This is a genomic window from Luteibacter sp. (genome assembly GCF_009912395.1).
Classification (GTDB): Bacteria; Pseudomonadota; Gammaproteobacteria; order Xanthomonadales; family Rhodanobacteraceae; genus Luteibacter.
This window is the reverse complement of sequence record NZ_WNDO01000010.1, coordinates 70,300-97,284: the sequence shown is the minus strand read 5'-3', so window position 1 is coordinate 97,284 and position 26,985 is coordinate 70,300. Positions and strand designations below refer to the sequence as shown.

The following is a 26,985-nucleotide window of genomic DNA, read 5'->3' as shown; positions in this document are numbered from 1 at the left end:
CGTCAAGGGTGCGAGGCGTCATGCGCTCTCCTTTTCCGGACGGCGGAACTGCCTGGCGACCAGGCGCGCATACGGGGCGTGCGTCGAAAGCAGCTCCTCGTGGTTGCCTGCGCCGGATATCCGGCCGTTCTCGAGGAAATAGATCCGATCCGCATGCATCACGGTGGCTAGCCGGTGCGCCACCACGATATTGGTGCGCCCTTGCATCAACGACTCCAGCGCCGTCTTCACGCGGTGCTCGGTTTCGCTGTCGAGACTGGAGGTGGCTTCGTCGAGGATCAGCACATCGGGATTGCGCAGGAACATGCGCGCGATGGCGATGCGTTGCCGTTGCCCGCCGGAGAGGTTGCCCCCCTGCTCGCTGAGCACGGTGTCCAGGCCTTGCGGCATCTGTCCGATGAATTCCATCGCCCCCGCCTGCGCCGCGGCATCCCATACCTCATCGTCGGAACAGGCGCGATCGAGACCGTAGACGATGTTGTCGCGTACGGTGCCAGGCATGATGGGCGCGCTCTGCGCCACGTAGCCGATGCGGCTGCGCCATGCGGGCAAGGCGAAGTCGCCGATCGGTCTGCCATCACACAACACCGCCCCGAATCCGGGCGAATAGAAACGTTCGATCAACGACAGCACGGTGGTCTTGCCGTTGCCGCTGGCGCCCACCAACGCGGTGGTGGTACCAGGTCGGAACACCAGGTCGATGCCGTGCAGCACGGTCGCCTCCCGCCCCGGGTAGCCGAAGGAGACGTTACGGAACTCCAGCAGGCCGTCGATGCCTTCCACGTCATCGCCGACCGTGCTCTCTTCCTCTTCATGGAGCAGCACCGCGATACGCGTCGACGCGCCCTTCGCCTTCTGCCATTCCTCCAGGAAGGTCGTCAGCTGCACCAGGGGCAACGCGACGTTGAAGATGTAGAGGATAAAGGCCGTGAGCGTGCCGATGCTGATGCTGCCGCTGCCCACGCGCGAACTACCGTAGACGAGGATGACCAGGATGGCGGCGGTCAGCGAAAGACTGATCAGGGGCCCAAGCACCGCGCTGATCTTCGCCACGCGGATACCGAGCCGTCGGATGTCCAGGATCTCCGCGCGGCTCCGCTCGCGCTCGCGGGTTTCCGCCGTGAACGCCTTCACCAGGCGGATCTCCGACAGCACGTGGGTGAGGATGCCGCCCAGCTTCGCCGTGCGATCCTGCGTGCTCAAGGCGAGACCTTCGAGCATCGCCGCGAGAGGAATCGCCACGCCGAAGGCAAGGACGATGCACCCCAGCACGGTGAGCGTCAGGCGAATATCCAAATACAGCAGCACGACGATCGAGCCAGTGAGAACCAACACACCGCTCACGAGGTTGACCATCTGCCGTGTCGCCAGTTCGGAGATCGACTGGCAATCGCTCAAGACGCGACTGACACGTTCACCGGTGCTCTCCCGATCGAAGGCGGCCACGGGAAGGCGCAACAGCTTCTCCACGAGCAACGTACGCAACGAGGCGATCATGTCGTGACCGACGCGACTGAGCAGATAGCCCGACACGGCCGATGCGATGGCCGACCCCGCCATGACGCAGGCCAGCAGCGCGATGCCGGCGATGTCCGGCGCCCCGTGGGCAAGCGTGTCCACCAAGCGGCGGGTCAATACGGGAAACCCGAGCGTGCCGGCCACCGACAGCAGGGTCATGCCCATTGCCGCCCCCAGCAATGGCCGGGATGGACGCGCCATGCGCAGGAGCGACCATAGCGACGAACGGGATACCGAAGCCGCGCTCATGCCCAACGCTCCTTCGACAGACGCTCGTCGCGTGCCTTGTCACGCGTTCCCATCATCGCCCGGTTCATGACATCGGTGACCCGACGGATGAGCGTTTCGTCCTGCATGATCGACATGTGCGATCCCTCCATCCGGGTCACGTCGAGGCAAGCGCCGATCACGTCGGCCCAGCCATTGCTTCGGTCCTCGCGCGCCGGCTCGCTGGCGCTGAACAGGTCCACGTCCAGCACGAGGGGCGGTGGCGTATAGGCCGCGCAAGCGCGACCGATGTCCTTTGCGACCTGGAATCGCCGATCCATATCGCGTGCGGTCACGTCGACTGGCAACCATCCGTTGCGATGGCATTCCTCGACCGTGGCATCGAGGCCACCCAGCGACAGCAGGGCCCGCAAGATTTCCGGCGCGAGGTCGGGCCTCAGGTACTCCAGCGTGCGCACGAGGTAATGCGTAGTTTCGGCGATGTCGCCCTCCAGGTCCTCCACCGCGATGTTGTAGGTGTCGATGAGGCCGAGGAATTCGACCGTCTCGCCCTTCGTCATCAACTGATGGGCGACCTCGTAGGCGATGAGTCCACCGCTGGACCATCCAGTCAGGCGATAGGGCCCGGCAGACTGGATGCGTTCCAGTTGCGCGAGGTAGTCCGCCGCCATCGCCTCGACCGTGCGGTAGACGGGCAGATCTTCGTGCAAGCCCCTGGCCTCGAGCGCATACACGGGAATCCGGGGATCGACGAACCGCGCAAGCCGTTCGTACGCGAGGATCGTGCCGAAGCCCTCGTGGAAACAGAATAGCGGAGCCTCGTCACCCGCCGAACGGATCGGCACCATCGTCGAGTGCATGTCCGCCACGCGGTCGGCCACGCCGACGATAGCGGCAAGCGACATCAGGTCCGGTGCATCGAACACCTGGCGAAGGTCCATCGCCAACCCAGCTTTACGCGCTCCATCCACCAGACGCGACAGCAACATCGAGTGCCCACCGAGTTCGAAGAAATTGTCCCGGCGTCCCACGGTGTCGACACCGAGCAGTTCGCACCACAGATGGGCCAGCGCAATCTCCGCATCCCCCTGGGGTGCGTCGTAACCGCGTTGCACATAGGCGTGCGCGTCGGGTGCCGGCAATGCCCGGCGATCCACCTTCCCGTTCGGGGTCAGCGGCAATGCGTCGAGCGACACATAAGCCGAGGGCAACATATAGGCCGGAAGCGTGCGCGTCAGCGCGTCCCGTAGCGACGCGTTTTCCAGGCGGACGCCGTCACCCTGCACCACGTACGCGACGAGCCGCTGTTCACCGGGAACATCTTCGCGCGCGAGCACCGCCGCTTCGCGCACCGCGTCGATCTCCAGCAGGCGGGATTCGATCTCGCCCGGTTCAATGCGCAAACCACGGATCTTCACCTGGTGATCGTTGCGACCCAGATACGCCAGGCGACCGTCAGGTAGCCAGCGACCCAGATCACCGGTCTTGTACATGCGCGCCTCGGCCCCGTCCGCGAAGGGATCGGACAGGAAGCGCGCGGCCGTCAGCTCCGGGCGATTCAAGTAGCCGCGAGCGACCTGCGCGCCACCGATATGGATCTCGCCGGGCGCGCCGTGCGGCACCGGATGACCATGGCGATCCAGCAGGTAGATCCGTGTGTTCGCCACCGGTCGGCCAATATGCGGCAGCGTGTCGTCGGCGCGAAGCACGCCGGAAGTCGCCACCACGGTCGTCTCCGTCGGGCCGTAGTTGTTGATCAGCTCGAAGGGCAGATCGGCGGACGGTAGGCGGCCAAGGCGATCGCCACCGGTCAATAGCTGGCGGAGGTTTCCGCGCTCGGCTTGCCCGCGCGACAACGCCGCGTCCGCCAGCGCCGTCACCAGGAAACTGGTTTGCAGATCCTCCTGCTCCCACCAGTCCAGCAACGCGACCGGATCGCCGGTCGTCACCAACGGCGGCAGCACCAGGGTCGCACCACGGCATAGCGCGGGCCATATCTCCCAGGTGCAGGCATCGAACGCCACGCCCGCCATGCATGACGTGCGCTCGCCCGGCGACAGCGGGAAGGCGTCGCCATGCCAACCGATCAGGTTCGCCAACTGACGGTGCTCGACAAGCACGCCGTTCGGACGACCCGTTGAACCCGACGTGTAGATCACGTAGGCCAGCCGACTTCCGTCGACGTCGTCCGCCGTCGGCACCTCGCCGGACGACTCCTTCCACCGGCTGTCCGGATCATCCAGCAAGAGCACCTGCCAGTCGCCATCGAGGTTTCCGTCGATCGCAAGATCCTTCTGCGTCAGTACGACCCGTGGCCCGCAGTCATGCAAGGTGGCCCGCAGGCGCTCGGCCGGATAGGCAGGATCAAGCGGGACATACGGGCCACCGGCCTTCAGCACCGCGAGCATCGCGAGCACCAACGCTTCGCCGCGACGCAGGCACAACGCCACCCGCACCTCCGGACCCACGCCATATGCGCGCAGCACATGCGCGAGGCGGTTCGCGGCCTCGTCCAGTTCGCGATAGGTCAGTACGTGACCATCCTGTTCGACGGCGACGATATCGGGCGTCGCCCTGGCCTGTCGCTCGAACCCTTCGTGCACATAGCGATCCTGCGGGTAGGAACGCTCGGTCACGTGCAGTTGGGCCAGGCGGCGAGCCTCCCTGCCGCACACGATCGGTATCGCGTCCACCGCACGCGTATCGTCGTCCACCATGCCGCGCAGCAGGGCGACCAGATACGCGACGTGACGCCGGATCGTGTCCTCCGCATACAGTGCCGAGGCGTACACGATCGTACCGGCGATCGTGTCGCCTTCTTCGCCCAGTTCCAGCGTGAGGTCGAACTTCGCCGCCACGTGATCCGGCGACAATGCCTCCCGGTCGAGGCCGCCCAGGGTCGTCGTGCCAGACGATGCCCCCTGCCAGGCGAACATGAGCTGGAAAAGCGGCGTGTGCGCCAGGGTACGAGGCGGCTTCAGCGCCTCCACCACCTGTTCGAACGGCAGGTCCTGGTGCCCCTGGGCCTGGGTCGCGCTATCGCGCACCTGGGCGAGCAACTGGGCGACGGTGGGACGGTCGCCAAAGGCCACCCGCAATGCCACGGTGTTCACGAAGAAGCCGATCAGGGGTTCCATCTCCGCACGCGTACGATTGGCTAGCGCGGAACCGATCACCACGTCCTCGTCACCGGAGAGCCTTGCGACCAAGGCGGCCCAAGCGGCGAGCAAGGTCATGTAGAGCGTCGTGCCGTGACGCTGGGACAGGTGACGCAGCCCGGCCGTCAGTGCCGCGTCGAGCACGACATCGATCGACGCGCCACGGTAATCCTGTACCGACGGCCGGGGCAGGTCGGTGGGCAGTCCAACCAGCGAGGGTGCCTTCGCCAGATGATTCCGCCAGAACTCGACGAGCCTGCGCTGCGCCGTGCCCGTCAGCCAGCGGCGTTGCCACAGCGCGTAGTCGGCATACTGGATGGGCAGCGCCGGCAACGGGTCCACACCTGGATGCACATCGCCCTTCGCATAAGCCTGGTACAAGGTGTCCAGCTCCTCCATGAAGACGCCAATCGACCAGCCATCGGAAACGATGTGGTGCATCGTCAGTAGCAGCACATGCTCGCGATCCGCGACCCGGAGCAGATAGCCACGCGCAAGCGGGCCTCGCGACAAGTCGAAAGGCGTCTCCGCATCGTGGCGACGCCAGCGCTCCACGGCTTCGTCACGATCGATCTCGTCGCGCAGGTCGTGGTGGGCAAGCGCGAAGGTCGCGTCATGGTCGATCCGCTGCACGGGCAGGCCTTCGACGGATTCGAATCGGGTGCGCAAGGCCTCGTGTCGCTGGATGATCCGATCCAGTGCCGCCTGCATTGCGCCGATATCGAGTTCGCCATGCAAACGCAGCGCGCCGGGCACGTGATAGGCACTACTCGCTCCGTCACCCATGTGCGCGATAAACCACAGGCGTTGCTGGGCAAACGACAAGGGCAACACGCGCGGACGCGCACCGGCCACGAGGGGTGGCACGTCGTCCGGTCGCGCTTCGGCGGCGATCCGGGCGAATTCCCGCAGCGTCGGATGCATGAAGACCGCAGAGACCGGCACATCCAGACCTGAGCGCTGCCGGAGTCGCGAGGTCATGCGCACCGCAAGCAGAGAGTGACCGCCAAGATCGAAGAAATCGTCCTGTCGCCCCACCCGCTCCACACCCAGCAGTTCGCTCCATAGCCGTGCCAGCGCAATCTCCACCTCGCCCTCTGGCGCCTCGTACGCACGCTGCGCGTACGCGGCGTCGTCCGGAGCCGGTAACCCGCGACGATCCACCTTGCCGTTCGCCGTCAGCGGCAACGCCGACAGCGTCACGTATGCCACCGGCACCATGTACCCAGGCAGCACCGCCGCCAGCGCGTCGCGCAGCGACGAGGCCTCCAGCGTCACGCCGGCCGTCGGCACCACGTACGCCACCAGTCGGCGCTCGCCCGGCACGTCCTCCCGCGCCAGCACCGTCGCCTCGCGCACGCCTTGGATAGCGAGCAGCCGTGCTTCGATCTCGCCCGGCTCGATGCGCAGGCCGCGGATCTTCACCTGATGGTCGTTACGGCCCAGGTAGGCCAGCCGTCCATCCGGCAGCCAACGTCCGAGGTCGCCGGTCCGGTACATGCGCGCATTCGCCTCGGTCGCGAACGGATCGGGCAGGAAGCGCGCCGCCGTCAGCTCCGGACGGTTGAGGTAGCCCCGCGCCACCTGCGCGCCAGCAATATGGATCTCACCCGGCGCGCCCATCGGCACCGGGCGGCCATGCCGATCCAGCAAGTGGATTCGCGTGTTCGCGATCGGCCGGCCGATATGCACCAGCCCATCGTCCGCGCGCAGCACGCCGGAGGTCGCCACCACCGTCGTTTCCGTGGGGCCGTAGTTGTTGACCAGCTCGAACGGCAGCTCCGCCGATGGCAACCGGCCCAGCCGATCGCCACCGGTCAGCAGCTGGCGTAGTCCGATCTTGTTCGCCTGCCCGCGCGACAGTGCCGCGTCGGCCAGCGCCGTCACCAGGAAACTGGTGCGAAGGTCTTCGCCTTCCCACCAGTCCAGCAGCGCGGACGGATCGCCCACCGTCGTTGATGGCGGCAGCACTAGCGTCGCACCGTGGCACAACGCCGGCCAGATTTCCCACGTGCAGGCATCGAACGCCACGCCCGCCGTGCATGACGTCCGTTCGCCCGGCGACAGCGGAAAGGCTTCGCCGTGCCAGCCGACCAGATTCACTAGCTGGCGATGCTCCACCATCACCCCATTCGGGCGACCCGTCGAGCCGGAGGTGTAGATCACATAGGCGAGCCGGCTTCCGTCGAAGTCGTCGGAGACCGGCGCATCACTCATGGGCGCCGGACGATCCGCCCCGTCGATGGCCAGGATCGACCATTCGCCCGACAAGGCATCGTCTTCGGCGAGGTCGGCATGCGTCAGCACCACGCGCGGCGCGCAATCCGCCAGCGTGTCGCGCAACCGTTCCGACGGATACGCGGGGTCGAGCGGCACATAGGCGCCTCCGGCCTTCGACACCGCAAGCATCGCGCGTATCAGGTCCGGACCGCGACGCAGGCATAACGCCACGCGTTCCTCCGGACCCACGCCCCTATCGCGCAGGGCGTGCGCGAGGCCGTTGGCTTCCTCGTCCAGCGCACGGAAGCGCCAGGTCCGGCCATCCTGCTCCATGGCCACCGCATCGGGCGACGAACGTGCCTGTGCTTCGAACCATGCATGGATCGGTCGATCCACGGGATAGACGCGCGCGGCGCCATCGAATGCCGCCAGCTGGTCTCGTTCTTCATCGTCCACGAGTGGCATCGCGTCCATGGCCAGCGCATCGTCCTCGACCATGCCACGCAGCATCGCGCGCAGGTAACCCAGGTGCCGACGCATCGTTGCTTCATCGAAGAGCGCGGTCGCGTAGACCAGCGTACCGGCGACACCGTTTTCCTCTTCGCGCAGTTCAAGCGTCAAGTCGTACTGTGCGAGCTGTTCCCCTTCGCGCGATGGCAGGGAGTCGACCGCGACATCGCCCCAGGCGGACGTGTCACCCGGGGTGTTCTGCCACGCAAAGGCCAGCTGGAAGATCGGCGTATGCGCCAGGGTCCGGCGCGGACTCAACGCCTCCACCACTTGTTCGAACGGCAGGTCCTGGTGATCCTGTGCCTGGAGCACGGCATCGCGCACCTGCGCCAAAAGTTGCGCCACACTGGGCCTGTCCCCGAACCCGACCCGCAGCGCGAGCGTGTTCACGAAGAAGCCGATCAACGGTTCCACCTCGGTACGCGTTCGATTCGCCACCGGGGAGCCGATCACCACGTCATCCTGCCCGGACAGCCGCGACACGACCGCCGCCCATGCACCCAGCAAGGTCATGTACAACGTCGTGCCATGGCGCTGGGACAGCGCTTTCAGCGCTGTCGTCAGCGACACGTCCAGTTCGAAGGCGATCCCGGCCCCGCGATGATCCTGGACGGATGGGCGCGGACGATCCGTCGGCAATTCGACCTTCGTCGGCGCGCCGGACAGCTGTTCTGTCCAGTAGGCAAGCTGCCGCTGCCGGATATCGCCCACGAGCCAGTCACACTGCCAGGCGGCGTAGTCCGCGTACTGGATCGGCAGCGCCGGCAACGGATCGACATCGACCGCCAGGCCACCGGCATAGGCGCGATAGAGCTCACCCAGTTCATGGGCCAGCACACCCATCGACCAGCCGTCGGAGACAATGTGGTGCATCGTCAGCAGCAGCACATGCTCGTCCGCGTGCAACCGAAGCAGGCGGCCACGGATCAACGGACCCGTGGCGATATCGAACGGCGTGCTCGCCTCGACATCCCGCCAATGCGCGACGGCGTCGTACTTGCCATCGTCCCCGGACAGGTCATGGCGACACCATGCGACGCGCCCCGTCGCCGCGATACGTTGCACGGGTTGCTCGTCCACCACGTCAAAATGCGTGCGCAAGGCTTCGTGCCGCTGCACGATCCGGTCGATCGCCGCCTGCAAGGCCACCTCATCGAGCCTTCCGTGCAAACGCAGGGCCGCTGGAAGGTTGTGGGCCGCCGGCCACATGTGCGCGATGAACCACAGGCGACGCTGCGCATGCGACACGGGCCAATGATCACGCGGGGCCTGGCGAGCGGGCACGCCGACCGGTCGGGCAGCCGCACCGCCCTTGCGTCGCGCGGCTTGCGCCTTGAGGAAAAGCGCTTCGCGCGCCGCCCGGCTCATGTTGTCCAACGTGGCGTTCATGACAGCAAGTCCCTCTCTTCGTTGACGAGCCGCTCGAGATCATCGGCGTCGAATTGCGAAAGCTGGAAATCGACGATGGCATCGGCGAATTCCGCCAGGCTCGTGCGGGTGAAGACCGTGGTGAGTGGCATGTCGATCTCCCATTCGCCGCGGACACGGGATAGCAACTGCGTGGCGAGCAGCGAGTGACCGCCCAGGTCGAAGAAACGGTCATGCCGGCCGATCCGTTCGACACGCAGCAGTTCGCTCCATATCGAGGCCAGCGTCGTTTCCACCTCGCCCGCGGGCGCCTCGTAGGTTCCCTGCCCTGCCGCCGTTCCCGAGGGAACGGGCAGCGCCTTCCTGTCCACCTTGCCGTTCGGCGTCAGGGGCAGCGAGGGCATCACGACCCATGCCGTGGGCAGCATGTGCGGAGGTAGCGTGGCGGCCAGCGCCTTGCGGACATGCTGGGTGTCGAGGGTCGTGTCGAGCGAGGGCACCAGGTAGGCCGCGAGGTAACGGTCGCCCGGCACCTCTTCGCGGGCCATCACCAGCGCTTCGCGCACACCGTCGATCGCCATCAGGTGCGCCTCCACCTCGCCCGGTTCGATACGGAATCCACGCACCTTCACCTGATGATCGTTTCGTCCCAGGTAATCGAGCGTGCCGTCGGGACGCCACCGCCCCAGGTCGCCCGTGCGGTACATGCGCGCGGCGGGAGCGGACGCGAACGCATCGGGCAGGAAGCGCTCGTCCGTGAGCGACGGACGGTCGAGGTATCCCCGTGCCACGCCCGCGCCACCGATATGGATCTCGCCCACGGCGCCCATCGGCACCGGCAGCCCGCGCCGGTCGAGCAGGTAGATCGAGGTGTTCGCGATAGGGCGCCCGATCGACGGATCGAATCCTTTCCGACGATCCATGCGAATCCACGTGGAATACGTCGTGGTTTCTGAGGGCCCGTACAGGTTGCACAGGCTGTCAACATCCGTGGTCGCGAACAGTGCGTCCGCCAGTGATCCTCGCAAGGGCTCGCCCGCCACGTTGACGACACGGACACTCGGGGGTACCACGCCCTCCGCGACGATCGCCGCGAGGGCGGAAGGCACCGTATTGACCAGGGTGACCGGAACGTCGTGCGTCGCCAGCGCCAGGATGTTGTCCACCAGATGGATGCAACCTCCACATGCCAGCGGCGCGAAACACTCGAAGACGGCGAGATCGAAGTTGAGCGACGTCGAGAACAACGTGTGGCGCAATGCCTCGGCGGAGAAAGCGTCGAGCGCCCAGCCGATGAAGTTCACGGCGTTACCGTGGTCGATCGCGACGCCCTTCGGACGCCCCGTCGATCCCGAGGTGTAGATCACATAAGCGAGGTCGCGGGACGTCACCGTCCCAGGCAAGGCAGCCTTGGACAGCAACTCCCATGGACGATGCGTGGCATCCAGGTCAACGCGCATCGTCTCCGGCGGCAACGACGGCATGTCGACGTCGAGCTGCGCCAGCACCACGCGCGGCCGGCTGTCTTCCAGCATGTAGGCCAGCCGTTCGCTTGGGTACGACGGGTCGAGCGACACGTAGGCACCACCGGCCTTCAGCGTCGCCAGCATCGCGATCACCATCGACGCGTTCCTGCGCACGGCGATGGCCACACGATCGTCCGTACCGACGCCGAGGGCGCGCAGGTGATGTCCCAGCCGGTTCGACGCCTCATCGAGCTCGCGATAGCTCAGCGTCTGTTCGAGATGGACCAAGGCCGGCGCGTCGGGAGTCGCGCGGGCCTGGCGTTCGAACCATCCATGCAAGCCGGTGACGGCGTCCGACCACTCGCGACCCGTGTCGTTGAAACCGGCAAGCAGCTGCTGGCGCTCCTTGTCGCCCAGCACATCGATACGCCAGCACGGCGTGTCCGGCGCCGATTCCAGCGCATCAACGAGGCGCTCGAGGGCCTGTCGCATGTACTCGCACATGCGCGAGGCGGCGATCGGCTCGCTCACCTGCGCGCCCAGTTCGAAGCCGTCGCCGAGGTCGTCCACCGACATCATGAAGGGATAATTGGTGCGCTCCTTCACCGCCAGCACGTCGACGCCCTGCGCCCATGCGGGCGCCTCGCCCTCGTGCTCTTCGCTATGCCGGTAATTCAGGATCGAGGAAAACAGCGGTGCGTCGGCAGCGAGACCGCTGCATCGCTGGGCCAGCGCCAGCGACGCGTGCTCGTGGCGCATGAGGCCGGATAACGCATCGTGCGCGTGCCTGACCGCGTCCCGGACGCCGCTGTCACCAAGCCGGACGCGCAACGGCAACGTGTTGATCAGCAGGCCCATGGTGCGATCAGTGCCCGCACCGCCTTGCAGGCGTCCGAACAGCACGGTGCCGAAGACGACATCGTCGCGTCCCGTGGTTCGCGCCAGCACCTGCGCCCAGGCCCATTGGAACAGGCTTGCCGCGCTGACACCCAGGCCACGCGCCTGCGCACGCAGACGACGCGCAAGATCCATCGACAACGGCAAGTGGGCCTCGTACACGTCGGCACCATCGCCACGGACATCCTGTTGTCCGAAGGGCGCCGTCGGCTCGTCCACGTCGCCCAGCATGTCCCGGAAAAACGCCTCGTGCTCGTGCTGGCCGACACCGAGGCGGGCCTGGGCCACGAAGTTGCGGAACGGTACCGCCTCCGGCAGTTCGGCGTGGCGGCCGTCCAGGATCAGGCCGACCTCCTGCAACAGCACGTCCAGCGCCGTGTGATCCAACACCAGATGATGATGGACCAATTGCAGCAACACGCGCCCCTGATCATCCCGGGCGGTGTAGCCCCTGATCAGCGGGGCTTGGCGAAGGTCGAGGCGGAAATGACGCGAATCGGTGTATTCGACCAGGGCCGACAACGCCTCCTCCGGCGACACCGCCAGTTCCTCCACGTCGAAACGCGCATGGCGCCAGACCACTTGCACCGGTTCGGGCAGGCCGTCCCAGAGTACGGCCGTACGTAGTACGTCGTGACGATCCACGACCTGGCGCAGCGCCGCGACGAACGCATCCATCCGTTCGCGCGTATCGAATGCGAGAACGGTCGTCGACAGATAGGCGTCGCCTCGTTCCTGCAACAAGTGATGGAACAGGATGCCTTCCTGCAAGGGCGCCAGCGGATAGATGTCCTGCACGTTGCTCGCGCCGCCGGGCACCGTCGCGACGATACGGTCGATGGACGCCTGGGCCAGCGTGACCAAGGGCAACATGTCCGGCACGATCGCTTCGCACGCCGCGGGGATACCGTTGGCGGGGACAGCCACGCCCTGGTCGCTTCCCTCGCTCACCGCTTTCGCCAGGGCCGCGAGGGTCGGTCGGGCAAACAACGCACGGATGTCGACGTGAAGTCCTTCACGCCGCATGCGCTCCATGAGCTGCACGGCTAGCAGGGAGTGCCCGCCCAACTGGAAGAAATGGTCGTGGCGACCGACACGTTCCACGCGCAGCAGATCGCGCCAGATCGCGGCGAGCAGCGTTTCCACCCTGCCTTGCGGCGCCTCGAACGCGTCGTCCGACGTACCGGCAGACGACGGTGCGGGCAGTGCGCGACGATCCACCTTGCCATTGGTGGTGAGCGGTAACGTGGCCAATGTCACCCATGCAGAGGGCAGCATGTAGTCCGGAAGCCGGGATGCCAGAACCTCGCGCATCGCCATGGGATCGAGCGTCCCAATGGCCTCAGCCACGACATAGGCCACGAGGCGCCGGTCGCCCGGCACGTCCTCGCGTACCAGCACCACTGCCTCCCTTGCACCCGCATGGGTCACCAGCAGCGATTCGATCTCGCCCAGCTCGATGCGGAAGCCACGGATCTTCACCTGCTCGTCGATGCGTCCCAGGAACAACAGCACGCCATCGTCGACATGGCGCACGAGATCGCCCGTCCGGTACAGCCGTCCTTCGCCGAAGGGGTTCGCGATGAAACGTTCCCGGGTGAGCTCGTCGCGACCGAGATAGCCGCGAGCCACGCCGGCGCCACCGATATACAACTCGCCCACGCAGCCGGGAGGCCGGAGCTTGCCGGCCGCATCCAGCACATAAAGCGTGGTGTTGGCGATAGGACGTCCGATCGGCGCCGCGGCGCCCTGTATCGACTCCAGTTGGTCGGCCGAGGCCAGCGTCCAGGTGCTACAGCCGACGACGGTTTCGGTGGGGCCGTACTCGTTGACGAACACGGCGCGGGGCAGCAACGTCCCCTTCCATCGATGCAAAGTCGCCATCGTCAACTGCTCGCCACCCACAACGATGCGGTGCGCGGCATGCCCCGCGTCCGGGGCTCGTTCCATGTACGACAACGCCTCCAGATGGGCGGGCGTGATCTTGAACAACCAGTCGCCATCATCGGCGAACAGGCGTTCCGCCAAGGCGGGAAGCACACCGTCGTCATCGGGCAACAGCCAGACCTGGCCGCCCGTCAACAACGGCGGCAACAGCGTCGTCAGCGTGGCGTCGAAGCACAGCGGCGAGCTCACGACGGATCCGGCCATGCCCGGCAGATAGGTATCGACCGCGTACGCGAGGTAGTTGCCCAGCGATCGATGCTCCACCATCACGCCCTTCGGGCGCCCCGTCGAACCCGAGGTGTACATCACATACGCAAGGTCATCCCAGGCTACCTCGGGCAAGTCGCCATCGACGTAGTCGTCGAGCCAGTACGGGTCATCGACCGCACCGTCCATGAGCACCACGTCGACGCCCTGCAAGGGTAGCGTCGCCATTGCCGACGATTCCAGCAGCACCCAGCCCGTGCCCGCATCGTCCAGCATGTCGGCGATGCGTTCCGCGGGAAGGCTCGGCTCCAGCGGCACGTACGCGCCACCGGCCTTGAGCACGCCCAACACGGCGATAAGCAAGGCCGGCGAACGCGGCAGATAGAGACCCACCGTTTCACCAGGTGCCACGCCCGACTCGACGAGATATCGGGCCAGGCGCGTCGCGCGGTCGTCGAGCTGGGCATAGGTGAGCACGACATCGCCCGCCCGCAACGCGGGCCGGTCCGGCATTCGCCGGGCCTGCTCGGCAAACCGTTCGTGGACGTGCACCTCCGCCAGAGGCATCGCCGTGGCGTTCCAGGTAACGCGAAGCGCTTCCTCCTCCGCCTCGTCGAGCATGGACACCTCGGCGAGACGACCGGCAGGCATGGCGAGCAATGCGTCGAGCAGAAGGACATAGCGTGACGCCAAGCGCTCGACGGTGGCGCGATCGAACAACGCCACGTCGTACTCGAATGCCAGGTCCATGAGGCCATCGCGCTCGGTCACGTAGATGGTGAGGTCGAACTTGACCGAATGCGACGCGGCCGGAAGCACCTCGAGCGCCAGGCCCGGCAGCTCCACCGTGCGATCCGGCATGTTCTGCATCTGCAACATGACCTGGAACAACGGCGTCGCGCCTGGATGACGCTCGGGGCGGAGCCGTTCCAGCAGGGTATCGAACGGCAGCTCCTGATGGCGATGTGCCTGGATCACCGTCTCGCGCACCTGGTCCAGCAAGGTGACGAAGCTCTGCGCATGGTCGATCCGCGCACGGATGACCTGCGTGTCCAGCAGCATGCCGATGAGCGGCTCCAGCTCGGCATGATCGCGGTTGGCGACCACCGTGCCAACGTTGAGGTCGTTCTGCCCCGTATGCCGGGACAGCAACACGTGGAAAGCCGCCATCAACACCATGAACACCGTGCCATCGTGGCGTCGCGCCAACTCGCCGACGGCCGCGGTCGTGGTCTCCGGTACGCGTGCATGCACCATGTCGCCCACGTAGCCCTGTGTCGCCGGACGCGGTCGATCGGTCGGTAAGGCGGACAACGATGGCGCATCCGCCAGCTGCGTGGTCCAGTAGGCCAGGTGCCCTTCGAGGCGCGCATCGTCCAGGCGACGGCGCTGCCACGATGCGTAGTCGGCGTATTGCACCGGCAATGGAGGCAACGGATCGTGGTCGTACGCGACATCGCCGGATACGTAGGCGGCGTAGAGCACGCTCAATTCCTCGGCCAGCACGCCCAGCGACCAACCATCCGACACGATGTGGTGCATGGTGAGCAGCAACGCATGGTCGTCGTCGGCCAGGCGCAGCAGGCGCCCTCGGATGAGCGGCCCCGTCGCGAGATCGAAGGGCGCCTTCGCTTCCGCGAGGCCATGCTGGTGAATGATCGCCTCACGATCGGCTTCGGGGGCCTCCAGTGCTTCACGCCGCAGGACGAAATCTCCTGGCGGGGCGATCCGCTGCACGGGCTCGTCGCCGTCGAGGACGAAGGAGGTCCGCAACACGTCGTGCCGGTGCCGGATACGGCGAAGGGTCGCCTCGAGCGCCGCTTCGTCGAGCCGGCCCCGCAGGCGAAGTCCGATCGGCATGTGGTAAGCCGCGCTCGCCTCCTCGCCCAGTTGGGCCGCGAGCCAGAGGCGCCGTTGCGCAAACGACAACGGCGACGTCCCGGATCGTTCCACCGGGACAAGAGCCGGTCCGTCCACCGCGTCGGCGATGTCGACCGCCACCGCGAAGTCGCGCAACACGGGATGCGCGAACAAGCTGGGTAGCCCCACGTCCCGCCCCGTGCGCTGGCGCAATCGCGACATCATGCGTACCGCGAGCAGCGAATGGCCGCCGAGTTCGAAGAAATGATCGTCGCGTCCTACCTGTTCGACGCGCAGCAGCTCCGCCCACAGCCCGGCCAGCAAGGTCTCCGTGGGACCGACCGGTTCGGTGTAGCCACGCTGGATGGAGGCGCCGCCTTCCGGCGTGGGCAACGCGCTACGATCCAGCTTGCCGTTCGGGGTGAGCGGCAGCGCATCGAGAAAGACCCACGCGGATGGAACCATGTAATCGGGCAGATCCCGACCGATCGCTTGGCGCAACACGGACGCCTCGGGCCTGCTTTCGGGCGTGGGTACGACGTAGGCGACCAGGCGCTTGTCGCCCGGCACGTCCTCGCGTACGAGGACCGCGACCGCCTGCACTCCCGGCTGGCGCCCGATACCCGCTTCGATCTCTCCCAGCTCGATGCGCAGGCCACGGATCTTCACCTGGTGGTCGTTGCGGCCCAGATATTCCACGGTGCCATCGGGGAGCCAGCGTCCCAGGTCGCCGGTGCGATACATGCGCGCGCCGGCCCGCTCCGCGTACGGATCGGGCACGAAACGTTCACGGGTCAACTCGGGGCGATTCAGGTAACCACGCGCCACCTGCACGCCACCGATATGGATCTCGCCAGGCACGCCGGCCGGCACCGGGCGGTCCTGGGCATCGAGCACATAGATCGACGTGTTCGCGATGGGCGCGCCGATAGGAATGTTGTCCGGCAACGGCGTGACGTCACAGGTCCACGCCGTGACGTCCACGGTGGCTTCGGTCGGGCCGTACAGGTTGTGCAGCGCGGTACCGGGAAGCACCTGGCGGAAGCGCCTGGCGACGGCGCCCGGCAAGGCCTCGCCACTGCATACGACGCGACGCAGGCCAGTGCACGCGGCCGCCTCGTCACCGTCGATGAATACCTGGAGTAGCGATGGCACGAAATGCGCCGTGGTAATCCCGTACTCACGGATCGTTTCGGCGAGGTAGACCGGGTCCTTGTGACCTTCCGGCCTGGCCATCACCAGTCGCGCGCCTTCCGTCAGCGGCCAGAAGAATTCCCAGACGGAAACATCGAAACCGAACGGGGTCTTCTGCAGCACCGCGTCCGAGGCATCCAGACCATACGCCTCCTGCATCCAGGCCATGCGGTTGACCACGCCGGCATGTTCGATCATCACGCCCTTGGGCTGACCGGTGGAGCCGGAGGTATAGATCACATAGGCCAGGTGTCCGTCGTGCAGACCGATATCCACCGGATCGTCGATCGGGCGGTCGTCCCATGGACGGTGCTTACCGTCCAGCAGCAGAACATCGGCCGTCGCCGACAGGGCATCGATGTCCATGCCCGCCTGGGCCAGGACGACCCGTGGCTGGCAGTCACCCAGCATGTAGGCGATGCGATCCGCCGGATACGACGGATCGAGCGGGACGTAGCCACCGCCCGCCTTGAGCACGGCGAAAATCGCGACCACCATGTCGATGCTTCGCCACAGGCACAGTGCGACGCGCTCCTCCGGACCGACACCCCGCGCGCGAAGCTCATGGGCGAGGCGATTCGCGCGCTCGTTGAGTTCGCGATAGCTCAGTCGTTGCGCTTCGTATTCGAGGGCGGTGGCATCTGGCGTCCGCCGTGCCTGCCGCTCGAACAGCTGGTGGATGCACTGGCCCTGGTCGTTCCAGGTGTGCCGCGTGTCATTCCAGCCGTGTAATACCTGCCTGCGCTCCTCTTCGCCGAGGATGCCGATATCCCTTGATGGCAAGGATGGCGAGTGTTCCAACGCGTCCGCGAGCCCCGTCAGCGCATTCAGCATGTAGACGCAGAGGCGATCCGCATCGACGGCTTCCACCACCTGCGCACTGAGCGCGAAGCCGTCGCCGAGATCGTCCACCGACAGGGTGATGGGGTAATTGGTGCGTTCCTCCACCGACATCAGCTCCGCGCCACGCATCCAGGCGGGCGACGTACCCTGCTCGTCCACGCTATGCCGGTAGTTCAGCAGGGCGGAGAACAAGGGCGTGCCGGAAGGAAGCGCGCTGCATCGCTGGGCGACCGCCAAGGGCGCATGCTCATGGCGTACCAGACCTGACAGACGGGCATGGGTGGCGCGAACGCCATCCGCCACGCCGATCTCCCCTAGCGCCACGCGCACGGGCAACGTATTGATGAACAGGCCCATCGCCCGGTCGGCGCCTTCGCCGCCCTGGAGGCGGCCGAATAGCACCGTGCCGAAGACAACGTCTTCTCGCCCCGTGGTCTTCGCCAGCACCTGCGCCCAGGCCCAGTGGAACAGGCTCGCCGCGCTTACGCCGAGAACACGCGCCTGGCGGCGCAAACGCAGGCAAAGCGACGATGGCATGCGCAAGCTGGACTCGCGTACGTCCTCGCCATCGCCATGCACGTCCAGCAGGCCGAACGGCGCCGTCGGCTCGTCCACGTCGCCCAGCATCGCCTGGAAGAACGACTCGTGCTCCTGGATGCTCGCGCCCAGGCGGGCCTGCGCCACGAAATCGCGGAACGGCAAGGGTGCCGCGAGCATCGCCTCATCGCCATCGAGGATCTGGCCGATCTCTTCCAGGATGAGGTCGCCCGTGACATGGTCCATGGCAAGGTGGTGCTGTAGCAGCGACAAAAGCCAGCGATCCGTCTGGCGATCGTGCGCGACGACGGCGCGCATCAACGGCACCCGCGTGATGTCGAGACGGTGGTCGCGCGGGTCGGTATGGGCCTTCAGGGCAGCGACCCTGTCGTCGCTCGGGAGATCAGGCGTCTCGATTTCGAGACGCGCGTTGCGCCACACCACCTGTACGGGTTCCGGAAGGCCGTCCCACAGCACCGCGGTACGGAGTACGTCGTGGCGATCGATCACCGCCTGCAAGGCATCGACGAACGCATCCAGCCGATCCCGCGATGCGAACGACAGCAAGGTCGACAACAGGTAGGGGTCGCCATGACGTTGCAGCAGGTGATGGAACAGGATGCCCTCCTGCAACGGCGCGAGCGGGTAGATGTCCTGCACGTTGCTCGATCCCCCGGGAACCGAGGCCACGATACGATCGATCTGCGCCTGGTCGAGGTCGACCAGCGGCAGCATCGCCGGCGTGATGTCCTGCGTGCCGACGGGAATGCGAGCAGGCGGCACGACCACGCCCTGCCAGCCTTCACGCCTTGCCTCGTCCACGGCTTCGGCCAACGCGGCGAGGGTCGGCCGGGCGAACAGCGTGCGGATATCGGCATGCATCGATGCGCGACGCATGCGCTCCATGAGACGCACCGCGAGTAGCGAATGACCACCCAGTTCGAAGAAGTGGTCGGTGCGCCCTACCCGTTCCACCTGGAGCACCTCGCTCCACAGATGTGCGAGCGCGACCTCGGTATCGCCACGCGGCGCCTCGTAGGCACGCCGTACGAACGCGTCGCCGGACGGCACGGGCAGCGCACGACGATCGAGCTTGCCGCCCGGCGTGAGCGGCAAGCGGTCGAGCGCCACATAGGCCGCCGGCAGCATGTATTCGGGGAACACCGCCGACAGAGCTGCGCGAAGGCCTGATGGATCGAGAGCCTCCCCCGACACGGCGACCACGTAGGCCACCAGTTGCGTGCCGCCCGTCGCGTCGGGCAATGCGAGCACGGCCGCGTCGCGTACCAAGGAAAGACCGCGAAGCGTGGCCTCGATCTCGGCCGGCTCGACGCGGAAACCGCGGATCTTCACTTGCTGGTCGTTGCGCCCCATGTATTCGAGCCGCCCATCGGCCGACCAGCGACCGAGATCGCCCGTACGGTACATGCGCCCCCCCCGATGGCTCGCAAACGGATCGTCGACGAAACGCTCCTGTGTCAGTTCGGGACGGCCGATGTATCCGCGGGCCAGGGTCGCGCCACCGATATGGATCTCGCCCGCGACCCCGGGCGCCACCGGCCCGCCGTGCGCATCGAGCACATAGATGGAGGTCTCGGCCACCGGCCGACCGATCTGCACGTCGGCGCGGTCCACCACCTCCTGCACCGTGGCGACGACGATGGCCTCCGTCGGCCCATACGTGTTGAACAGGCGCGGACGATGACCGGACATCGCCATCCAGCGCCCCACCGTCACCGGGTCGATGGCCTCGCCACCGACGATGACGGCGCGAACGCCCTCGGGTACCGTCGCGGTGCTATCGGACACCAACTGCTGCCAGAACTTCGTCGGCAGGTCGACGACACTGATACCTGCGCCTTCGCACAAGGTCCAGAACGCGTCGGCCGCGACCAGCCATTCGGGCGTTCGCAACACCAGCGCCGCACCCTGGGTCAGGGCGCCGCAGATCTCTTCCACCGACGCGTCGAAATTGATCGAGGCGAACTGGAGTATCCGGTCCGATGCGTGGAAGCCGTAGCAGGCCGACAGTCCCTCGATGCGTCGACGCAAGGCACCATGCTCCACCGCCACGCCCTTCGGCACACCTGTCGAGCCCGAGGTGTAGATCACATAGGCCAGATGACCTGCGTGCAGGCCGACATCGGAGGCCGGCACGTCGTGCGCGGCCAGCGCTTGCCATGCCGGTTCGGCGGCGTCCAGGTCGATGCGCGGCACATGCGGCGCGATCCGCGTGACGCGATCCATTGCCTCCAGCGTCAGCACCACCCGCGGTTCGCTGTCACGCACGATGTGCGCCAGTCGGTCGTCGGGGTAAGACGGATCCAGCGGCACGTAAGCGCCACCGGCCTTGAGCGTGGCAAGGATCGCCACGATCGCATCCATCCCGCGTTCGACGCACAACGCCACGCGATCGTCTGGCCCCACCCCCTGATCGCGAAGGTGGCGTGCCAGGCGGTTCGCCCGCGCGTTCAGTTCCTCATAGGTCAGGTGACGGCCCGCGTGTTCCAGCGCGACGGCCTGCGGTGTCCTGCGAGCCTGTTCCTCGAACAGCGCATGGATGAGACCGTCGGCCGCCATCATGGCGTCACCCCGCCCCATCGCCAGCACCTGCGAGCGCGCCGCATCGTCCAGGATGTCGACATGCCACGAGGGCCGTGACGGATCGATGTCCAGCGCGTCGGCCAGCGCCACCAACGCCTGCTCCATATAGGCACAGACACGCGCCGCGCCGACGGCGACGACCGCCTGCGCGCTCAGATTGAAGCCTTCGCCGTGATCGTCGACGGACAGGTCGATGGGATAACTCGTACGCTCGTGCGTCGACACGACATCGTGGCCGTGCGTCCAATCCGTGTCGTGGCCTTCGGCGCTATGCCGGTAGTTGAGCAAGGAGGAGAACAACGGCGTACCGCCAGGTATCGCGCTGCAACGCTGTGCCAGCGCGAGCGAGGCGTGCTCGTGGCGAACGAGTCCCGACAAGGTCGCTTGCGTTCTCACGACGCCATCGCGGACGCCGACCTCCCCCAGCCCGATACGGATCGGCAACGTGTTGATGAACAGGCCCATGGCGCGGTCCGCACCATCACCGGCATGGAGCCGACCGAACAGTACGGTGCCGAAGACGACATCGTCGCGTCCCGTGGTCTTCGCCAACACCTGTGCCCAGGCCCAATGGAACAGGCTGGCGACACTCACGCCGAGACGCCGGGCCTGCGCGCGCAGACGGACCGCAAGCGCCGTCGACAAGGTGCGTCGCGCCTGATCCGTGTCACGCCCGTCGCCGTGCACGTCCAGCAGGCCGAACGGCGCGGTCGGTTCGTCCACGTCGCCCAGCATGCTTCGAAAGAATCCTTCCTGCGCTGCGATATCCACGCCGTGGCGCGACCATGCCACGAACCGTCGGAAGGGCACCGGTTCACCCAGTGCATCGGCACGACCGGCACGGATCATCGCGATCTCGCGTAGCAGCACGTCCAGCGCGGTATGGTCGAGCACCAGATGATGGTGAACCAGTTGCAACGACCAGCGCCCCGTGACCGTATCGGACGCCACGAATCCCTTCACGAGCGGAGCCTGCCGAAGATCGAGCCCCGCCTCACGGGGATCGATCGCCCCATCGACCTCCGTCACGTCGAGCCGCGCCTCGCGCCACACCAACTGTAGCGGTGCGTCGAGCCCTTCCCACCGCATCGCCGTTCGCAACACGTCGTGACGTGCGACTACGTGGCGGAGCGCATCGACGAACGCGTCCAATTCGTTCCGCGTGGCGAAGCCAAGCGTGATCGACAGAAGATACGGATCGTCGTCCGGATGCATCAGATGGTGGAAAAGGATGCCTTCCTGCAACGGCGCCAGCGGATAGATGTCCTGTACGTTCTCGGTGCCTCCGGGCACGGTGGCGACGATACGGTCGATCGTCGGTTGGTCGAGGGCCACGAGCGACAGCATGTCCGGGACGATCACCGTACTTCCCGGCGGGATCGGACCGGAGGTCGGCAACGCGTCCACGGCATGATCCCCCGACACCGCCTGCGCAAGCGCGGCGAGGGTCGGCTGGGCGAACAGCGCGGCGATATCGGCATGCAGCCCCTGCGAACGCATGCGTTCAACCAACTGCACGGCCAGCAACGAGTGGCCGCCAAGTTCGAAGAAATTATCCCGCCGCCCCACCCGCTCCACACCCAGCAGTTCGCTCCATAGCCGCGCCAGCGCGATCTCCACCTCGCCCTCTGGCGCCTCGTACACACGCTGCGCGTACGCTGCGTCGTCCGGTGCCGGTAACCCGCGACGATCCACCTTGCCGTTCGCCGTCAGCGGCAACGCCGACAGCGTCACGTATGCCACCGGCACCATGTACCCAGGCAGCACCGCCGCCAGCGCGTCGCGCAGCGAAGAGGCCTCCAGCGTTACGCCCTCCGTCGGCACCACGTACGCCACCAGTCGGCGCTCGCCCGGCACGTCCTCCCGCGCCAGCACCGTCGCCTCCCGTACGCCTTCGATAGCTAGCAGTCGCGCCTCGATCTCGCCCGGCTCGATGCGCAGGCCGCGGATCTTCACCTGATGGTCGTTACGGCCCAGGTAGGCCAGCCGTCCATCCGGCAGCCAACGTCCGAGGTCGCCTGTCCGGTACATGCGCGCGCCCGCCTCGATCGCAAACGGATCGGGCAGGAAGCGCGCTGCCGTCAGCTCCGGTCGGTTGAGGTAGCCCCGCGCCACCTGCGCGCCAGCGACATGGATCTCGCCCGGCGCGCCCATCGGCACCGGGCGGCCATGCCGATCCAGCAAGTGGATCCGCGTGTTCGCGATCGGTCGGCCGATATGTACCAGCCCATCGTCCGTGCGCAGCACGCCGGAGGTCGCCACCACTGTCGTTTCCGTGGGGCCGTAGTTATTGATCAGCTCGAACGGTAGCTCCGCCGATGGCAACCGGCCCAGCCGGTCGCCACCGGTCAGCAGCTGGCGTAATCCGGTCTTGCTCGCCTGCCCGCGCGACAGTGCCGCGTCGGCCAGCGCCGTCACCAGGAAGCTGGTGCGAAGGTCTTCGCCTTCCCACCAGTCCAGCAGCGCGGACGGATCACCCACCGTGGCCAAGGGCGGCAGCACCAGCGTCGCACCGTGGCACAGCGCCGGCCAGATTTCCCACGTGCAGGCATCGAATGCCACGCCCGCCGTGCATGACGTACGTTCGCCCGGCGACAACGGAAACGCTTCGCCGTGCCAGCCGATCAGGTTCGCCAACTGGCGATGCTCCACCATCACCCCGTTCGGGCGACCCGTCGAACCGGAGGTGTAGATCACATAGGCAAGGTTCGACGGCGCCGCCGCCTGAAGGGCTATCGCAGGCAGCGACGGCATGTCGTCTTCCACGCGAAGAACGGCCCAACCGTCGAAACGGCCGTCTTCCGCCAGATCGGCATGCGTCAACACCACGCGCGGTGCACAGTCCACCAGCGTGTCGCGCAGGCGGTCCACGGGATGGGCCGGATCGAGCGGCACATAGGCGCCCCCGGCCTTCGACACCGCGAGCATCGCGCGCACCAGATCCGGACCGCGACGCAGGCACAAAGCCACCCGTTCTTCCGGACCCACGCCATTCGCCTTCAGCAGCCACGCCAATGCGTCCGCCTCGTCGTCGAGCATGCGATACGTCAGCGCGTGACCGTCCTGCTCCACCGCGACGGTATCCGGTGTCAACGCGGCCTGCCGTTCCACCAGGCGATACACCGGCTCGTCGCAGGGATAAGGCCGGTCGATACCGGCGAGCGTGGCCAAGGCGGCCTGCTCGGTGTCGGAGATCAACGCGATGCTGTCGATCTCCAGCGTATCGTCCCGCACCATGCCGCGAAGCGTCGCTTCCAGATAACCCAGGTGACGACGCACCGTTTCCTCGTCGTAGAGCGAGGTCGCGTAGATCATCGAACCGACGATGCGGCCGCCCTCTTCGGCGAGATCCAGCGTGAGGTCGAAACGGGCCTGGTCCGCCAGCTCGGGCAACGCCTCCACCTGCAGCCCACCCAGCGCGAAGGTCGCGCGGTTCTGCCAGGCAAAGGCGATCTGGAAAATCGGCGTATGCGCCAGTGTCCGTCGCGGCCGCAGTGCTTCGACGAGCTGCTCGAACGGCAGGTCTTGATGCGCCTGGGCGCGAAGCACGCGATCGCGCACTTGCGCGATAAGCTGGGCCACGGTGGGCCGGTCGGCGACATCGACTCGCAATGCGAGGGTATTCACGAAGAAGCCGATCAGCGGTTCCACCTCGGTCCGCGTCCGGTTCGCCACCGGAGAACCGATCACCACCTCGTCCTGGCCCGACAGCCAGGATACGACCGCGCCCCAGGCGGCCAGCAGGGTCATGTACAAGGTCGCGCCATGCCGTTGCGACAGCGAGCGTAGCGCCGAGGTCAGTTCGCCATCGAAGGCGATATCGACACGCCGCCCCCGATAGTCCTGCCTCGCGGGTCGCGGGCGATCGCTCGGTAGATCCACCAACTCGGGCACCGAGGCCAGTTCACCGCGCCAGAACTCGATCTGCGACGCCTGGGCCGGAGCATCGAACCGATGCCGCTGCCACAGCGCGTAATCGGCGTACTGCACATTCAGGGAGGGCAGCGGATCGATGTCGTCCGGCATGCCATCGGACCCGTAGGCGCGATAAAGCGTATCCAGCTCATGCGCGAGGACACCCATGGACCATCCGTCGGAGACGATATGGTGCATCGTGAGTAGCAGGACGTGTTCTTCCTCCGCGACACGAATGAGACGCGCCCTGAACATCGGCCCGTTCGCCAGGTCGAATGCCGCATCGGCATCGATCCGCCGCCAGCGGGCGACGATATCCGCGTCACCCGTATGAAAGGACAGCACCTCTGCGCTGGCATTCTGTATCCGTTGCACCGGATGCCCGTCGACCATTCCGAAACAGGTTCGCAGGGCTTCGTGACGCTGCACGATACGCGCGAGGGCCGACGATAACGCCGTACTGTTAAGCGAACCGCCCAGACGCAACGCAAGCGCCAGGTTATAGGCCTTGCTCGCCTCGTCGCCGGTCCGCGCGATGAACCACAAGCGTTGCTGGGCGAACGACAGGGGCAGCGCATCGGGTCGGTGGCCCGGAACGAACGGAGAGCTATCCACCGGCTCGGACTGCCCGGCGGCGTTGGCGAAGTCACGCAGCACTGGATGCGAGAACACGCCACTCATCGGCACGTCGAGACCCATGCGCTGGCGCAACCGGGAACTGACCTGCACGGCAAGCAGCGAATGGCCACCCAGTTCGAAGAAGTGGTCATCCCTTCCCACGTCGCCCGTGCGCAGCAATTCGTTCCAGATCGTCGCGATGGCTGTCTCCAGTTCACCCACCGGCGCCACATAGGGGCGGCGCGTGACGGCGTTGGCACCGGGAACGGGGAGCGCCTTGCGATCCAGCTTGCCGTTCGGCGTCAGTGGCAACGCATCCAGCGTCACATACGCGGAGGGCACCATGTATTCGGGCAATACGCCGGACAGCGCGTGACGCAACGCGCGAGGCTCGATCGCGACGGTTCCGTCACCGATGACATAGGCCACCAACCGTGCGTCGCCGGGGGTGTCTTCGCGGAGCACGACCGCGCATTCGCGCACCCCTGACACGTCCGCGAGCCGTGCCTCCACTTCACCGGGTTCGATGCGCAGTCCACGCAGCTTCACCTGGTCGTCCACGCGCCCCAGGAAATCGAGCGTGCCATCGTCCAGCCAGCGCACCAGGTCGCCTGTTCGATAAAGCGTCGCGCCGGCGCGATCGGAGAACACATCGGGGACGAACCGCTCCCGGGTCAGCGCATCGCGCCCGAGGTAGCCGCGCGCCACACCCACACCACCGATGTAGAGTTCGCCGGAAGCACCGGGGGCCGCTGGCTTGCCATGCGCATCCAGCACGTACACTGTCGTATTGCCCACCGGACGTCCGATCGGCGGGCGCTGATCCGTGCCCGGGACACAGGCGTGCCATGTCGCCCAGACCGTGGTTTCCGTCGGCCCGTAGGCGTTGATGAAAGTACGACCTGGCGCCCAACGGTCGACCAGTGCCGATGGGCAGGCTTCGCCTGCCACCGCGAGCACACGCAACAGGGGCAGGCTCGATGGCACGGCATCCACGCCGGAAAGCACGGACGGTGTCAGCGTCGCATGGGTGATGCCTTCATCCAGCAGCAGACCGGCCAGCGTCGCGGAGGCCACCATCGCGCCTGATGGCGGAAGATGCAGCGAGGCACCGTTGCACAGCGCCATCACCATTTCGAACAGGCAGGCGTCGAAGCTGAAGGAGGCGCACTGGAGCACCCTGCTCGACGCGTCCACGGCAAAGACCTCGCGCTGCATGGTCGCCAGGTTGCATACGCCACGATGTTCCACCATGACGCCCTTGGGCTGCCCGGTGGACCCGGAGGTGTAGATCACATAGGCCATGTGTTCCGGTGCCACGCCGGTCGTGTCGCGTGCGAGGCGCTGGTCGGACAGGCCATGCGAGGACATCTCGTCGTCGATATCCAGGATCGCCGTCGTTTCATTCGCCACCTGTCGCAAGGCATCGCGCACGCCGTGGGGCACATCGCCATCGGTCAGCATGACGGCGGGGCTACTGTCATGCAGTAGATAGGCCAGGCGATCCACCGGATATCCGGGATCGAGCGGTACATAGGCACCGCCCGCCTTCCAGGTCGCAAGTACCGCGATCACGCGCTCGATGCGACTCGGCATGCAGATCGCGACACGCACATCCGGCCCGACGCCGACGTCCCTCAAGCGCCACGCCAGGCGATTCGCGCGTGCGTCGAGCTCCGCGTAGGTCAGGAGTTCGCCGCCAAGGCGCAGCGCCGTCGCCTCAGGCGCACGATCGACCTCTCTCTCGAACAGTTCATGGATGCATCGGTCCGCTGGGAATTCGATGTCGTTACCGTTCCAGGACGTGGGAATCTCATTCGCGATGTGATCTTGCGTGTTCATGTAACGAAGATCCTCTGGTCCGCCGACGCGTAAAATCGCGTTGCGTGAGTGGA

3 protein-coding genes are annotated in these 26,985 nt (G+C 66.5%); all 3 read right to left on the bottom strand.

What is annotated here, in order from left to right:
- Positions 1–18: 18 nt before the first annotated feature.
- From GAK28_RS11015 to GAK28_RS11005, 3 genes are read right to left on the bottom strand one after another with little or no spacing between them, the layout of a single operon-like run.
- Positions 19–1,767, bottom strand: a complete 1,749-nt coding sequence (locus GAK28_RS11015; RefSeq protein WP_291778561.1) for an ABC transporter ATP-binding protein — start codon at positions 1,765–1,767, stop codon at positions 19–21.
- On the bottom strand, positions 1,764–9,023 hold the full coding sequence (locus tag GAK28_RS11010) for a non-ribosomal peptide synthetase (protein ID WP_291778558.1): 7,260 nt from the start codon (positions 9,021–9,023) through the stop codon (positions 1,764–1,766). The genes GAK28_RS11015 and GAK28_RS11010 overlap by 4 nt, the downstream gene beginning before the upstream one ends.
- Positions 9,020–26,932 (bottom strand): non-ribosomal peptide synthase/polyketide synthase, encoded by a 17,913-nt coding sequence (locus GAK28_RS11005; RefSeq protein ID WP_291778556.1) that lies wholly within the window; start codon positions 26,930–26,932, stop codon positions 9,020–9,022. The genes GAK28_RS11010 and GAK28_RS11005 overlap by 4 nt, the downstream gene beginning before the upstream one ends.
- Between the last annotated feature and the right edge of the window lie 53 nt (positions 26,933–26,985).